The sequence below is a fragment of the Solibacillus sp. R5-41 genome, from assembly GCF_002736105.1.
Classification (GTDB): Bacteria; Bacillota; Bacilli; order Bacillales_A; family Planococcaceae; genus Solibacillus.
In genome coordinates this window covers 2,574,347-2,588,808 of record NZ_CP024123.1, presented here as the reverse complement: position 1 = coordinate 2,588,808, position 14,462 = coordinate 2,574,347, and the positions used below count along the sequence as shown (strand labels likewise).

Annotated in this window: 14 protein-coding genes and 1 pseudogene; 12 read left to right on the top strand and 3 right to left on the bottom strand. The window is 34.1% G+C overall.

The window, feature by feature from the left end:
* Nucleotides 1-113: 113 nt before the first annotated feature.
* From CSE16_RS12720 to CSE16_RS12710, 3 genes are all read left to right on the top strand, one after another.
* A complete protein-coding gene (locus CSE16_RS12720) occupies nt 114-530 on the top strand; it encodes a MarR family winged helix-turn-helix transcriptional regulator (RefSeq protein WP_099424241.1) in 417 nt (138 codons plus the stop codon).
* Nucleotides 521-874: a DUF3147 family protein gene (locus CSE16_RS12715; protein ID WP_099424240.1), complete on the top strand. Its 354-nt coding sequence runs from the start codon at nt 521-523 to the stop codon at nt 872-874. The genes CSE16_RS12720 and CSE16_RS12715 overlap by 10 nt, the downstream gene beginning before the upstream one ends.
* Nucleotides 875-1,207: 333 nt before the next feature.
* A complete protein-coding gene (locus CSE16_RS12710) occupies nt 1,208-1,705 on the top strand; it encodes a P-loop nucleotide/nucleoside kinase family protein (RefSeq protein ID WP_099424239.1) in 498 nt (165 codons plus the stop codon).
* Between the two features lie 444 nt (nt 1,706-2,149).
* Here the strand turns inward: CSE16_RS12710 and CSE16_RS12705 are convergent, their stop codons facing one another.
* Complete coding sequence (locus CSE16_RS12705) at nt 2,150-2,761, bottom strand: Type 1 glutamine amidotransferase-like domain-containing protein (protein WP_099424238.1); 612 nt, start codon at nt 2,759-2,761, stop codon at nt 2,150-2,152.
* A gap of 322 nt (nt 2,762-3,083) precedes the next feature.
* Between CSE16_RS12705 and CSE16_RS12700 the strand changes: the two genes are divergently transcribed.
* The 3 genes from CSE16_RS12700 (at nt 3,084) to CSE16_RS12690 (ending at nt 5,782) form a co-directional block, all read left to right on the top strand.
* Entirely contained in the window at nt 3,084-4,025 is a 942-nt protein-coding gene (locus CSE16_RS12700) for a helix-turn-helix transcriptional regulator (protein ID WP_099424237.1), read from the top strand.
* A gap of 397 nt (nt 4,026-4,422) precedes the next feature.
* Nucleotides 4,423-5,334 (top strand): helix-turn-helix transcriptional regulator, encoded by a 912-nt coding sequence (locus tag CSE16_RS12695; RefSeq protein WP_099424236.1) that lies wholly within the window; start codon nt 4,423-4,425, stop codon nt 5,332-5,334.
* Nucleotides 5,335-5,395: 61 nt separating this feature from the next.
* The gene (locus tag CSE16_RS12690) at nt 5,396-5,782 is read left to right on the top strand and encodes a GyrI-like domain-containing protein (RefSeq protein ID WP_099424235.1); all 387 of its coding nucleotides are present in this window, start codon (nt 5,396-5,398) and stop codon (nt 5,780-5,782) included.
* A 379-nt stretch (nt 5,783-6,161) separates the two neighbouring features.
* Here CSE16_RS12690 and CSE16_RS12680 read toward each other — a convergent pair whose 3' ends face one another.
* The gene (locus tag CSE16_RS12680) at nt 6,162-6,902 is read right to left on the bottom strand and encodes an SDR family NAD(P)-dependent oxidoreductase (RefSeq protein ID WP_099424234.1); all 741 of its coding nucleotides are present in this window, start codon (nt 6,900-6,902) and stop codon (nt 6,162-6,164) included.
* 125 nt (nt 6,903-7,027) lie between these two features.
* Here CSE16_RS12680 and CSE16_RS12675 point away from each other — a divergent pair.
* The 3 genes and pseudogenes from CSE16_RS12675 to def all read left to right on the top strand — a co-directional run bounded on the left by CSE16_RS12675 (nt 7,028) and on the right by def (nt 9,222).
* Nucleotides 7,028-7,869: pseudogene (locus CSE16_RS12675) on the top strand (LysR family transcriptional regulator).
* Between the two features lie 623 nt (nt 7,870-8,492).
* The gene (locus CSE16_RS12670) at nt 8,493-8,684 is read left to right on the top strand and encodes a helix-turn-helix transcriptional regulator (protein ID WP_099424233.1); all 192 of its coding nucleotides are present in this window, start codon (nt 8,493-8,495) and stop codon (nt 8,682-8,684) included.
* Nucleotides 8,677-9,222, top strand: coding sequence for a peptide deformylase (def, locus tag CSE16_RS12665; RefSeq protein WP_099424232.1), 546 nt, complete (start codon nt 8,677-8,679; stop codon nt 9,220-9,222). The genes CSE16_RS12670 and def overlap by 8 nt, the downstream gene beginning before the upstream one ends.
* A 381-nt stretch (nt 9,223-9,603) precedes the next feature.
* Here def and CSE16_RS12660 read toward each other — a convergent pair whose 3' ends face one another.
* Nucleotides 9,604-10,497, bottom strand: coding sequence for a LysR family transcriptional regulator (locus CSE16_RS12660; protein ID WP_099424231.1), 894 nt, complete (start codon nt 10,495-10,497; stop codon nt 9,604-9,606).
* A 135-nt stretch (nt 10,498-10,632) separates the two neighbouring features.
* On the opposite strand from CSE16_RS12660, the gene CSE16_RS12655 reads away from it, so the two are divergent.
* The 3 genes from CSE16_RS12655 (at nt 10,633) to CSE16_RS12645 (ending at nt 13,834) form a co-directional block, all read left to right on the top strand.
* A complete protein-coding gene (locus CSE16_RS12655) occupies nt 10,633-11,643 on the top strand; it encodes an alpha/beta fold hydrolase (RefSeq protein WP_099424230.1) in 1,011 nt (336 codons plus the stop codon).
* Between the two features lie 147 nt (nt 11,644-11,790).
* Nucleotides 11,791-12,960, top strand: coding sequence for an MFS transporter (locus CSE16_RS12650; RefSeq protein WP_099424229.1), 1,170 nt, complete (start codon nt 11,791-11,793; stop codon nt 12,958-12,960).
* A gap of 325 nt (nt 12,961-13,285) precedes the next feature.
* Nucleotides 13,286-13,834 carry a hypothetical protein gene (locus CSE16_RS12645; protein ID WP_099424228.1) on the top strand — a complete coding sequence of 183 codons (549 nt, stop codon included), beginning with the start codon at nt 13,286-13,288 and terminating at the stop codon, nt 13,832-13,834.
* Nucleotides 13,835-14,462: the final 628 nt, after the last annotated feature.

Genomic DNA, 14,462 nt, shown 5'->3' with positions numbered 1-14,462 from the left:
CGGGGCAGGTTAGTTTAATAAGAGATTCCGATTTGTATGAAAAAAACAAACTCTTTACTTTGCATCGTAATATACGATACAATCGTAATTGACGATATAAAGGAGTGGTATTTATGAACAGTAAAGTTTCACTATTAAATCAATATTGGACAGATATTTATTTCCATTTACATTATCTTCATAAAGAAAAAATCTCTCATCAAGTGGTCCGTATTCTTCAACTTGTAGATAAACAGGATGAGATAGGAGTAAATGAAATTGCTTCATTCATACAGGTTTCTCATAATACTGCCTCGGAACACGTTAAAAGAATGATTGAAAAGAACTATTTAATAAAGGGGAGAGATCCTCTTGATGAAAGAAAAGTAATTCTTTGTCTAACGGATTTTGGTAAAGAAGTTTTACATAGAAATACTAGTTTAGATGAAGAAAAATTAGAACAAGTGTTGAATCAACTTGATGACAATGAAAAGAATTTAGTAGAACAAGCCCTAAAAATCTTAAGTGATCGTGCAAAACAATGTATGTGATAACGAAAATTATTGCTTCAGCAATCGTTATTGGTGTTGTTACGGAGATTTCAAGAAGATTTCCTTCATATGGAGGAATAATAGCTGCATTTCCTTTAGTAAGTTTACTAAGCATTATATGGCTGTATGTCCAAGGGGAGCAAACAGCAATGTTAAGCAAGTTTACATTAGGGGTACTTTGGGGATTACCTGCAACTGCTGTTTTGTTAGTAATCGTTTATATAGCCTTGCAAAACTCCGTTCATTTATTTATATCTATTGGTTTAGGAGTATGTGGCTTGTTGATATTTTTATTGATTCAAGATCTTGCTTTAAAATACGTTAGAGTTCTGTTCTTCAACTAAGGGGGGCTTTAGCAGAACAAGGCTGCCTGTAAGGGTAGCTTTTTCTTATTAAACTAACGGTGCAGTTTAGTTGAAGAGTGTTGTTTAACTTGTAATTCAACAATCGGGCCATATTCTTGAATAAAGGTTAAAATAAGCAGGTCTTAGGGGGGGATATCCTAAAACATTAAAAAATTAAATTTAAAATTAAAAGACCCGATTTAGATATTGAATTTTTGAAACTGAATATTCATACTTAAAAAAGTCAGTTACTATTACTAGTAACTTAGGTTGTAAATTATAGTATTACAAGGTGAGGCAACAACCAATATAATAAGCCCGGAGGAATAAAATATGAAACAATTGGGGACTCTATACTTTTTCTGTGGAAAAATGGGAGCAGGAAAATCAACTAAATCAAACCAATTGGCTATAGAAAAACATGCGGTACTGTTATCTGAGGATGAATGGCTTTCATCTCTTTATCCCAATCAAATCACATCATTTGAGGACTATCTAAAATTTTCAGCGCAGCTCAAGCCGATGGTGAAAAAGCTTGTCCAAAACATATTAAGTGTTGGTACAGATGTAGTGATGGATTTTCCAGGTAACACTCAAAAACAGCGAAAGTGGTTTTGGGATATAGCATCAGAGGTCAATGCAAACCATCAGCTAATTTTCCTTAATTTGAATAACGAGCAATGCTTAAGTCAAATTGCACAAAGGCGTAACGAACAACCCGAAAGAGCAGCTTTTGACACGGAAGCGACGTTTATTCATGTTACTAAATTTTTTGAAGCACCAGAAGCATCCGAGGGTTTAAATATTTTAGAGTTTAGTGGAAAAGAATAACAAGGAGTTCAACATAGCGTTATAGTACCAGAAAAATAATTAGCTGAACTGAACCGCCAATAGAAACCCCTTTGGAATTCCACAATCAGCTAATAGAAGCTAACCGTTATTTAGTTATCGGGCGCGATTGTGGAAGAAGCGTCGCTGTTCTTATTAAACTAACGGGGGCTTTACTAGAAGATCATAGAGTTGCTTAGGCAGCTTTTTTTTTATTGAACGAACGTAAGTAGGTTAGTTCAATAAGAACATTAAATAAATTAATAAATAAGGGAAATTAAAGTTTTGCGATAGGAAACGGAACCCGTTACTCTTGGGATCACTCATTTGGGAACATTATTCGCTTTATTTATGTATACGTTATAAATCCTTGTTGCACTAAAGCACCCATTTGTTGAATCAGAAAAGTGGAGCTTATTCAACAAACGCGCCCGTTAGTTGAGTTTATTAACAAACAATTACATCGTTTTCTTTAACTTTAATTACTTGTGTATTTGAGATGGGTAAAAGGTTTAACGTGGAACCATAATGAGCAATTATAGCCGATGCCGAGTCCTTAAATGGCTCGTTACTATAGTGAGGAACTGGATAAAATTCCATTAAGTTTAAACCTTCAAACGTTTTCAATTGAGTAGCTTTTTCTTTATCGTCCATAAATCTTATATACTCTATATTAGGGGAAGTTACTATAGCTCCTGCTGATTCTCCAATATACAATTTTCCTGAATCAACTTGCTCTTTCATTATCTTATCTGCTCCTGATCTTCTCAACTCTTGCAACAAGAAAAAAGTATTTCCTCCTGATACATAGATAAAATCGTTTCGTTCCAATTTTTCTTTAATCTCTTCTGGCGATGCTACAGCAACATCGAGTTCTACAAGGACCACGCCCAACTTTTTGAATTCTTCTTTTGCTGTATTAACATAGTGAACTACCTCTTCTGGAATACTCGCAGTAGGAATAAACGTTAGAGTTTTCCCTTTTAAGTCTTCATCAGCAAATTTTCTAAATAGATCAACTACATCTTTAAACGAAGATGCTAAAAACATTTTAAGCATATTAATTCTCCTTTTTTGTTATTGCTTTTATACAGATATGAAAATTTCTTTAACACAATTTGGCCCGTTTGTTGAATAAGAAAACACACCCAAAGCTTGGTTTGAAAGCTTTCCTCGTAGAGTCAACAAAGTCTTATTGAAAGGTTCCTCCCTTTCAACTCCAAAGTATTTGTTTCCTTAATTATTATTTCCCTAACTAAAATTCGTTTGCCTTGTTCAACTAACCTGCCCCGTTAGTAGATTACTAGCTCCTTTTTTAATTGATAGTCTTAGTATAAGATAAAAAGGTATCAATATATGACACCTTTTATGGAGATAATTTATGAAGAAAACCGAACGTATAAATGATTTACTTATTTTTTTGAATAATAAGAGAACATTTAATTTAAAAGATTTAATGGAGAGGTATAACATTTCAAAAAGTACAGCACTTCGAGATATTCAATCATTAGAACAAATAGGTATGCCGATATATTCGGAATTAGGTAGAAATGGAAGGTATGAGATATTAGATAGTAGTATATTGTCACCGGTTTTTTTTACTGTCGATGAAATGTATGGATTATATTTCTCTCTACTCACTTTAAATGGATACAAAACAAAGCCATTTGAAATAGAAAACATCGCACTAGAAAATAAATTTAAAAATGTATTACCTGAAAATGTGCGTAATAATATTTCAATTATGAATCAAGTACTCTCATTAGAGGTCACAAATCATAGTAATTTTAGTCCGTACTTAAAAGAAATTTTACAAGGGATTTTTACAGAAAAGGTTTATTGTTTAACCTATTCAAAAAAAGAGACAAACAAACAAATGGTCGCACAGTTTATTCGAATACACTCTAAATTTGGGCAATGGTATGCTAAAATTTTCAATATTAAAACAGAAAAGATACAAATTCTTCGATGTGATAAAATCCTCTTAATAACAGAAACTAATGATTTCAAATCTAAAAAATTGGAAGTACTATTAGATTATCTTGATAATTTTCATAAAGAACCTAATGCCATTGATTTTACTGTCATCGTTAATAAACAGGGGAAAGATATCTTTGATAAGGAAAATTACCCTTCTATGAAAATTCAAAGTGACAATGAAAATTTCATAATAACTGGCTATTTTAATAAAGCTGAGGAAGATTTTATAGCTAACTATTTTTTAAAATTTGGACAATCAATTAATTCTATTATTCCTGTAATGTTAAAAAAATTGATCTATGATAAGGCAAAATCTATAGAAATGCACCTAAACTCTTTATGAGTACTGTCCTTTAATTTCAAAACAACTTCTTCTTAAACTAATGGGGGCTTTACTTGAAGAACATTGAGTTGCTTAGGCAGCACTTTTTTCTTATTGAACTAACGAGGCAGTTTAGTTTAATTAGAAAAATGATATATATCATAGCTTTGGAGATAAAATAGAGTGTTGGTTGAATCGAACTATATCTAAAAATACAAAAAGGGCCACTTTTAAAAAAGCGGCCCTATTGTTTATGCTACTGGTATTTATTATCTTATATCGTTATTGTAGTACAAATTATTTTATTTGTAGCAACGCTCTTGGAAAATAAAAAGGAGCTCGTTAAATCGGAGAGACTTTCAGATGTAGCGATTCAAACTGTTAATCATTCACACACCTATAGGAGGATGAACAAGCCATGAAAACCGCGAGAATGTTTTCAATACTTATCTACTTATTGAAGAAAAACATAGTGTCTGCTGAAGAATTAGCCAATGAATTTGAAGTAAGTACAAGAACGATTTATAGAGATATGGATGCTTTGTCGGCAATCGGTATCCCTATTATTTCATATTTAGGAAAGAATGGTGGATTTACTTTAACTGATAACTATCAACTAGATAAATTTACATTTAATGAAGAGGAAAAGAAATTTTTATTAGAAGGTTTAACATTAAAAAATGAATTATTTGATACGAATCAACTGTCAATTTTACAAAGAAAAATAGAACTATTGAAAGAAAATAAAGAAGACTATCATTCTAACATTACGATAATATCATCTACCCTGCACAGAGAAATTATAGAAGACGAAACAAAAGTGAAGATAAAAAAAATACTCTCTATAATTGATGAAGGAAATAAAATTTGTATTTCTTATGTTTCACAAACAGCGAATGTATCTAGTCGAATTATTCAACCTTTAAAACTAAATTTTATGAATGGTAGTTGGTATTTAGAAGCCTTTTGTGAATCCAGAAAAGCTTTAAGGTTTTTTAAATTGACTAGGATAAGAAATATGGAAGTAATACATGACAATACTAGAACTGTCTATACGAAAGAAAATGAGTATTTGACTAATAAGTCAGCTAAAGTCGAGGAAATTATATTACTGTTTTCGAAAAGTGAACTTGGGAAACTATACGATTTTTTTACTAAGGATGAAATATCTGTACTTGAAGATGGGAGTTTAAAAGTAGCCTTTAATTATGACATCAATAAAAATGTACTGCCATTTTTATTGATGTTTGGTAGGCATGTAAAGGTACTATCTCCACTATGGCTTAAAAATGAATATAGGAATGAAATTAAATTTATTTATAAAAGCTGACAGACTGTTGTCATAGTATGAATGCTACACTTTCTATATCAACTAGTAGGAGGAATTAACAATGAATGTAGCAGTTACTGAGAAACATATTTATGGAAAAAGAATAAGAACAAATAATCAAAATACAGATGCACTACTTAGTCTATGGGAAGAGATTCTTCGTTTAAATTTAAAAGGTGATGTATATGCTGTTTATAATAATTATGAAAGTGATTTTACAGGTGATTATGATTTGCATATTGGTACTGAAGAGAAATTTATTGATGAAAGTAGTGTCATCATTCCAGCAGGTAACTATCATGTTGTAGAAGTAGATAATACTGATTCACAAGGTGTTTTTAACGCTTGGGTGGATATCTGGAAAAGTGATTTAAAAAGAGCATACAAAACTGATTTTCAATTTCACTCTAAAGACGGTAGTATAAGGATATTTCTGTCTGTTGAATAATGAACAGTAAGATTACTAACTACAATGGAGGATTGGAACAGATGGATGAGAAAAATCGAGACTTTCCAGATGCTGACCCCAGCGATCAAAATTCCTGGGCTTCCTCTGTCACAATTCATAGTGACCTTCTTGCCACTAAGGATCTTGTCTATAGCCCATGCAGGTTCGAGTGTTCTCAACCGCAAATAAGATACCTATGAGATTGTGGAACTAGTTATAGTAAAAGGTGTTATTTTTATAACTTTTAGGAAGATTGGTATAGTATGCTTAAAAATGTTGTCCAGAGTATGTTTTGTATGTTATTGTAAAACATTCTAAACACCCTCTTATTTGGTATACCCATAGGGGGGTGTTTAATATTATGGGGAAATTTTAAACTTCAAAGTGTTTGACCATTATCAATTGTAAAAACTTGACCCGTGATAGATTCTTGAGTCAGTTGAAAAAGAATAGCCTCTGCAATATCATCAGGTATTGAAATTCTCTTAAGTGGTAAGTTCCCCGCAAGTTGATACATCTTTTCTTCATTACCAGACCACCACCTTGTATCAACTGCACCAGGAGATATACTATTCACCCTAATAAAAGGTGCTAATGCGATAGCTAACGACCTTGTCATTGTGTGAATTGCTGATTTTGTTGCTGCATATGGGATAGATGAGCCTATTCCGGTTATTCCTGCCACACTGCCCATATTAACAATCACACCTGATTGTTGCTTCTTCATATAAGGAACAACAGCTTTTACGCAATGAAACATTCCTTTCACATTTACACTGAAAAGGGAGTCCCATACTTCATCTGTTACGGCGTCTAAGTCATCCATAGCTATTTGAGCTGTAATACTAGCATTGTTTACTAAAGCATCGATCGTCCCAAAAGATGTAACAATATGGGATACTAAATCATTCACTTCTTTTTCTATCTCTACATTCGCTCTATAAGCGAATGCTGTTCCTCCTAGCAGTGTAATCTCATTAACAACTTCGACAGCTTCTTTTTCAGATCGACTATAATTAATCACAACTTTTGCACCTTCAGCTGATAATTTCAAAGCTGTTGCTTTTCCAACACCAGTGCCACCGCCAGTTATTAGGATTACTTTATCTCTTAATTCCATTCTCAATCATCCTTACTGTGTTTGATTTAATATGTTTTATTATATTTTTATGAGTAGGAAGAGTATAATACTGAATAATGAAGGAGGTATCATTCTAAATGATACCAGGGAGAGGAATGTTATTCTTGGAAAGTCATGATTTGTGGATTTTTAAGCATGTTGCAGAACTACAATCAGTATCTAAAGCTGCTGAAAAATTGGGTTATGTACAACCTAATGTTAGTCAGAGAATTAGGAGTTTAGAAGATGAATTAGGCGTTAAATTATTTATGCGTAATAATAGAGGGGTAACGTTGACTGAGGAGGGAAACGTCTTACTAGAGTATACAAATCAAATTATACTATTGATGGATGAAGCTAAATCATTAGTTAATCCTAAAAAATGGAGAGGATCTTTAACAATAGGTGCATCCCAAACAATTTCTGCAATTAGAATTCCTCAGCTGTTTTCTTCATTTTTGAGAGAACATAAAACATTGATGTAAAAGTAAGAACGAATGATAAGCAAAAGTTACAAGAAATGCTTTTCTATGGCGAACTCGATGGAGTTTTTATAAATGATTCGTATAACCACTCTCAGTTCGAAACTGTTTATAGTTATTTTGAGAAAATCGTACTCATTTCACCTAAATATAGTAAACTTGAAAAGCAACAAGATCAAACGTTAATTGTTAATAGTGATACAAATTGCATATACAGAAATAAAACACTAGATTTTTCCGAGAGGAATAATTTCCATGATCCAGCTATCATTGAGTTTGATTCACTTGAATCCATTCTGCAAGCAGTTCATGATGGACTTGGTATCAGTATAATACCGGCAGACGTTGCAAATAGTCGAAAAGAAATACAAACAATTCAATATAAAGAACTGTCCGAAACAATCAAGATAGATTTTATAATCAAACATAGAAAACAACAACCGCAAAGTCTAAAAAAATTTATTTATTTTTTGCAGAGAACATAATTCGATAATACTCGAAAGGGTCTTTATTATTGATTTGATGAAGCAAGAAACTAATCTGTTATTCCATTACGAAAGGCGCTTTGATGAATAATGATCACAGAAATGTAATGCTAATAGCATTTGTATATTTTATACATATCATTCAAAAATAACGTTCCCAAATGCAAGTTTTTGGGTCGACATAAAACACTTAAAACGTTGTCATACCAATGTATTAAGTGTTTTTTTTGTATTTCATTCATATACACCCTTTAAATCACTATCGTTTGAACTTAGATACAACAAAGCTTTCAATACTGTTCAAAAGAAATTGCACTGGATCATATTTTGAATACTATCTTGCATATACAGCGGATTCCTAACGTTATAAATCAACCTTTTCCTAACATAGCCTTTTTCTTTATTGAACTAACGAAGCAGGTTAGTTCAACAAGGAAATGTTAAAGTAGCTGTGTAGAAATAATAAAGTTGTTTCATTTTGAAAGGGAATCGCTTAAATAAGTTAATTTTCTTTTAAGGTGTTCATAAAAGAAATTTTTATCAAAAGTATTGAACATTTATAGAGGATATATGTATAATTCTAAATGTCAAAAGTATTGGACATTTAGAAAGGGTTTTCTACAATGAAAAATATAATTAAGGTGTTAAGAAAAAAATTGGGAATTACCCAAGAGGAGTTAGCGAAAAAATGTGGTGTATCAAGGCAAACAATTAATTGTATTGAAAATGATAAATATGACCCCACCATTTCACTGGCTTTTAAAATTGCGAAAGCACTAAATACAAAGGTAGATGAGGTATTTATATATGAATAAATTCAAAAGAAATTACATGATTAAAATGAAAGACATTGTATTAGAAGGAGCAAATATATTAAGAAAAAAATTAAAAGAAGTCCCTTTCCCTTTAAATAATGAGGATAAGGGAAATTTAGTTTGTATGTTAAACTACTTGAAAAATAGTCAAGACCCTATAATGGCTGAAAAACATAAACTTCGTGCAGGTGTTGGCTTGTCGGCTAATCAAATAGGCTTAAACAAGCGAATGTTTGTTATGTATATAGATGGTAAAGAGTACATTTTAATTAACCCTAAAATTACTAGTCATTCAATAAATATAGTTTATTTACCTGATGGTGAAGGTTGCTTGTCTGTAAATAGAAATGTTTTAGGCTATGTACCACGATATGAAAGAATTAAAATTAGTGCTTATAATATTGATGGAGAAATTATTACACATAGTTTTAGTGGATATGAAGCAATAGTTGCACAACATGAATTCGACCATTTAAATGGTATTATGTTTTACGATAAAATTAACAAATCTAATCCATTTGAATTGCCAAATAGTTGACGGAGTTCAATAAAATAGGCTTATTCAACTAACGTGGGCTTTAGTTGAACGAGACTCAATAGAAAGATCAATCATTTTTGTAAAAGTCTCTTATTTAGTTAGAAAGATATCTATTTTGAACAATCATTTTTCAAAATAGAGTTATGTATTTGTTGTTAAATATAGGTTGAAGGAAACTTTTAAATCAATCCTTATTCTAAAGTTACACTTCGGTAGTAATGCAAATAAAAATAGCATTCCAATTAGCAAATTAATTGGAATGCTATCTCTATTCTTCATCTATAGTTTTTATCTTGTGGTGCAACTTTTTCACTTAATTGACTAACATTACATCTCAAGCCTAGTATTATAGTTGCTTATTCATGACAACCAGTTTTTCCATTACGGATGAATCTGGAAGTTCTCCCTGGTCAAATTCAAAAATGCTTCAATGGCTGGGGAAATCCATTTCTCTTCATGCCAAAACATTTGGGTAGCAAAGGATATGGCAGTCAAATCCCACGGCAGTGAAACCAGCTCTCCCCGATTCAGCTCTGCCGCTACGGCCATTTCAGGCAATATAGCAACTCCCATCCCTATTTTTGCACATTGCTTAATCGCCTCTGCACTGCTAAACTCCAATTCTGTAATGCCTCCCATGGACTTCTGAGAAAGGCTCCGCTCAAAAAACATTCGATATGAGCAGCCCTGCTCTGTAAGTAGGAAAGTCTCGCCATCAAAATCCTCAATCGTCAAAGCAGTTTTCAAAGCTAACGAGTGCTCAGGTGAGACCAATAGATGAAAGGGCTCATCAAGCACCTTTTCTCCGCAAATTCCCGCCTCTCCCTTAATCTCATCTAACATAAAAATAATGTCCGCGTTCCCTTCCCGCAAGTTCTGCTTTAGGTTCGGCTCAGTGAGAGGACGAAACATCAATCGAACCCCTGGGAAACGTAAACGAAATCGACGAAGTACAGCCGGAAGTCGGTACGTACACAAGGTTTCATCCGCACTTATGGTCAGAGTACCGGTCATTTCGCCAGATTGCTTGACTGCATGCTGCGCTTCTTCTAGTTCACTCAAGATGTGATCCACATAGCCCAGAAAACTTCTACCCGCATCGGTCAGAACCACCTTTTTCCCAAGTCGGTCCACCAGTTTGACTCCAAGTTCATCCTCCAATGATTTCATCTGCATCGTAACTGTTGAGGGAACGTAGTTTTGCACTTCTGCTGCGCGGCTAAAATTGAGTGTAGAAGCAAGGGTATGAAACGTTTTGAGTTGACGCAATTCCATACTAAAAAACCTCCAGTAGTTCAAAAAAAATGAACATTCAATTCAAAAATGTTTCTTTGACTTAACAATAACATCGCCGTAAAGTTATGACAAGAAAGACATTTATGTCTTTGATTATGGAGAGGAGATTTTGATATGAAAGATTATGAACTGTTTGAACTGGGCGATGTGTCGCTCCAATCGGGTGACACCCTACCCAATGCCATTTTAGCGTACAAAACCTACGGTAAGTTGAATGAGGCCAAAAATAATGTGATCGTTTATCCTACCTGGTTTGCAGGACTACATACCGATAACGAATGGTTAATCGGAACTGGTAAGGCACTGGATCCGGAAAAGTATTTTATCATTGTACCCAATATGCTGGGAAACGGGTTGTCATCTTCACCAAGTAATACACCACCGCCATATCATCAGGCACATTTTCCACACATCTCTATTTATGACAATGTGCGAATACAGCATCAACTAGTTACGAAGAAATTTGGCATTACAAAAATCGCCCTCGTTGTCGGTTGGTCACTTGGCGCAGTTCAGACCTTTCAGTGGGGGACTAGTTATCCCGATATGGTCGAGCGAATCGCTCCATTCGGAGGAACTGCTAAAACCCGACCTCATGCAAAGGTAGTATTCGAGGGAATGATTGCTGCTCTTCAAGCGGATGCTGGCTGGAAAGATGGTTATTACAAAGAGCAACCGAGGGTTGGATTGGCGGCCATGGGACGAGTTTATGCAGCTTGGGGCTTCTCTCAGGCTTATTATTTGGAACAGCTTTACCAGCAAGAGGGCTTTGCCAACTTGGAAGAGTATCTCGTAGATTACTGGGATCAAGTGTTTTTCAGCTTTGACGCCAATAACTTAATCACCATGCTACGTACTGGTATCACCGGGGATATTAGTGCAAACCCGGTTTACAACGGCAACTTCGAGCTTGCATTAAGCAGAATTACAGCAAGGGCTCTGGTCATGCCTGGAAGCACAGACCTGTTCTTTCCTCCACAAGACAACGAATATGAAACACGACATATGCCAAACGCCACTTTCCTCCCTATTGAATCTAACTGGGGACATTGCGCGGGCATCGGACAGCATAAACAGGATTCGGAATGTATAGATGAACGTCTCAAGCAGTTCTTGCTTGAATGATGGATAAAGCACTTACCTTATTGATTGGAGGTGAAACTTTGTTCCAAATTAAAGAATTTGCTCGCTTAAGCAAGTTTTCATTAAAAACATTGCTCTATAATGACCAGATTGACATGTTAAAGCCGATAAGAGGAGGGACGATGCGAATTGAAAAACAACACTATTATCTATATTATGGCTCTTGCAGTTTTTTTAATTGGGACCGTTGAATACATTATCACAGGAATAATTGAAATGATTGCCGTGGATTTGGGTGTGTCTACATCTAAAATTGGACTATTGGTAACTGTATTTGCCCTTGCAGCAGCCATTGTCGCTCCGATTCTTATCGCCTTAACAATTAATGTGGATCGTAAGAAGCTATTATTAATTACCCTGGGTATTTTTATAGCGAGTAACGGACTGATGTTTATAAGTCCTTCTTATGAAACCGTTTTTTTAGTACGAATTGTTCAGGGAGCTAGCGGAGGAATCGCTACAGTGGTAGCCATGGCAGTAGCCACTCGACTGGTTGAAAAAGAAAGAAGGGGTCGTGCTATCGGTATTATTTTGATGGGTCTTAGCAGTTCGCTTGTGCTAGGTGTTCCGATTGGCACCTTTTTTAGTGAGATCTTTGGCTGGAGAGTTTTGTTTATTTTGATTGGCCTATTATGCATTTTTCCATTCCTGGTTGTTCACAAAAAAGTTCCGGTAATCAAGGAAGAAGAACCAGTTAGCCTAGGCATGCAGCTCTCAATTTTAAAAAATTCAAGGATTCTGACTGCACTGGCTATCACATTATTTTATATCGCCGGTTATTCAACGCTATTCACTTATATTACACCTTTCTTGCATGCTACATCCTCACTTTCCATAGCGGAAATAAGCGGCATTCTATTCCTTGCAGGAATTTGCAGCTTTGTTGGCTCAAGAATAGGCGGACAATTGGCAGATATAAAAGGATCAAAATTTACAATTTGTTTTGGACTCCTTTTACAAGGAGCAATGCTCACTTTACTTGCTCTTTCTGGTACTAATCTCTTGTTCTTGATAGTGATTTTCATGATTTTCATGTTGGCAACCTGGAGCATATCTCCTGCCCAACAGCTATATCTAGTCACTTTGGTACCTCGGTATCCGGATATCGCGTTGAGTGTGAATACATCCTTCATACAATTTGGCTTTGCATTAGGTTCTGGATTGGGTGGACTTATCATCAGCAGTGCATCTATTTTGTATTTAAATCGGGTAGGTCTCGGTGCAGTGTGTATCGCACTCTTTCTAGCCATTTTGCTATTCACAAGAATGAACAATGTTATGTTAATTAAAGAAAAATAAAATAGAATAATGTAGCTTTATAAAAAAGAATGATGATTTATAATTAAGATAGATAGTTTGTAATAAAGTCTGAATAAAATCATCTCTTCTCTAAAGATTTCTTAGGGTGAGATGATTTTTTTATTTGGATATTTACAATAATTGCGCTATAAAGATCGTGAAGAGATGTACTTAAACTAACGGGGGCTTTAGCAGAATAAGGCTGCCTTTAGGGTCGCTTTTTCTTTTTGAACTAACGGAGCAGTTTAGTTGAAGAAGAATATGTAGGTAAATGAAACATACAATTGGTACTCGAGGTATGCTTTTTGTTGGGGGGATAGTTTCTATGTCAAAGAAATTAAAAATTATCTTATCTATAACTGCGATTTTAATAGGGATTTATTTTATGAAATTAGCATTAAAAGATGATGTACAAGAAATTAAAAAGACTATGAACTCATTAAATCAACCCATGACGAACATTGCTCATATTGAATTTTTGGATAACAATCAAGCAATTGCTTTTTATGAATGGGGTAATCAAGAAAATCTCTATTTTGGAAGTGCTCTTTTTAAGAAAAACCTACTTGGATGGAAACTTGTTAGTAGTTCCACGGGTGAACTTTCTCATGGATATAAATTAGATTGGGGTTTTTCAAACTTAGAATTTCATTTTTCAGATTATACCGATTTAATCAGAGGGAAGATACTTGACCCTCAAATAGAAGAAGTGAACGTTAAAACTAATGGTGGAAACGAGTTTAAAGCCAAACTAATCGAATATAACAATGACGAGAAGTTGTGGTTTTTAGTTACTAACGGGGAAGAACTTATAGGCTCTACTATTACAGGTTTGTCTTCAGACGGCAAAATAATTGAACAGATAACACAATAATTTTAACTCTCTTCTTCAACAAACAGGTGCTTTAGCAGGGCAATGCTGCCTTTAGGGTAGCTTTTTCTTATTGAACTAACGAGGCAGTTTAGTGGAATAAGGTGTCTTTAGAAACAATAAGGAGGGGAGTGTATGAAAAAGGTATTAATTTCTTTATTAGCTGTAGTTGTGTTAGTAGGTGGGATTTATTTTGTATTTAACCTTAAACCACCTAAACCAAAGATACGCAAACTTATATAAGTTTGCTCGATTATTAAATTCTTTAGATTGTGGAGAGCTTAATGATACTCCAGCTTGGTTTGAAGACTTAAAGGTAAAGTTAGTTTATGTTGCAGATAAATTAAGAAATAACTTTCAAAAATCATAGTAACAAGAGCTATAATGAAACAATGAGTTTATAAATTTATACAAAATAAATCTAATAAATGTTCCCAAATGAATGTTTGGGAAGACACAAAACCCCAAGAAATGCTGTGAAAACAACATTACTTGGGGTTTCCTTTAGGGATTTTAGTTAAAAAACGAACTTCAACAATCGGGCGCAATTCTTGAAAAAGGATTGTACCATTTTAGCTAAGAGGTCAGATACAGAGTTGACAAATGACACCATAAGTGTAAAATTACACTT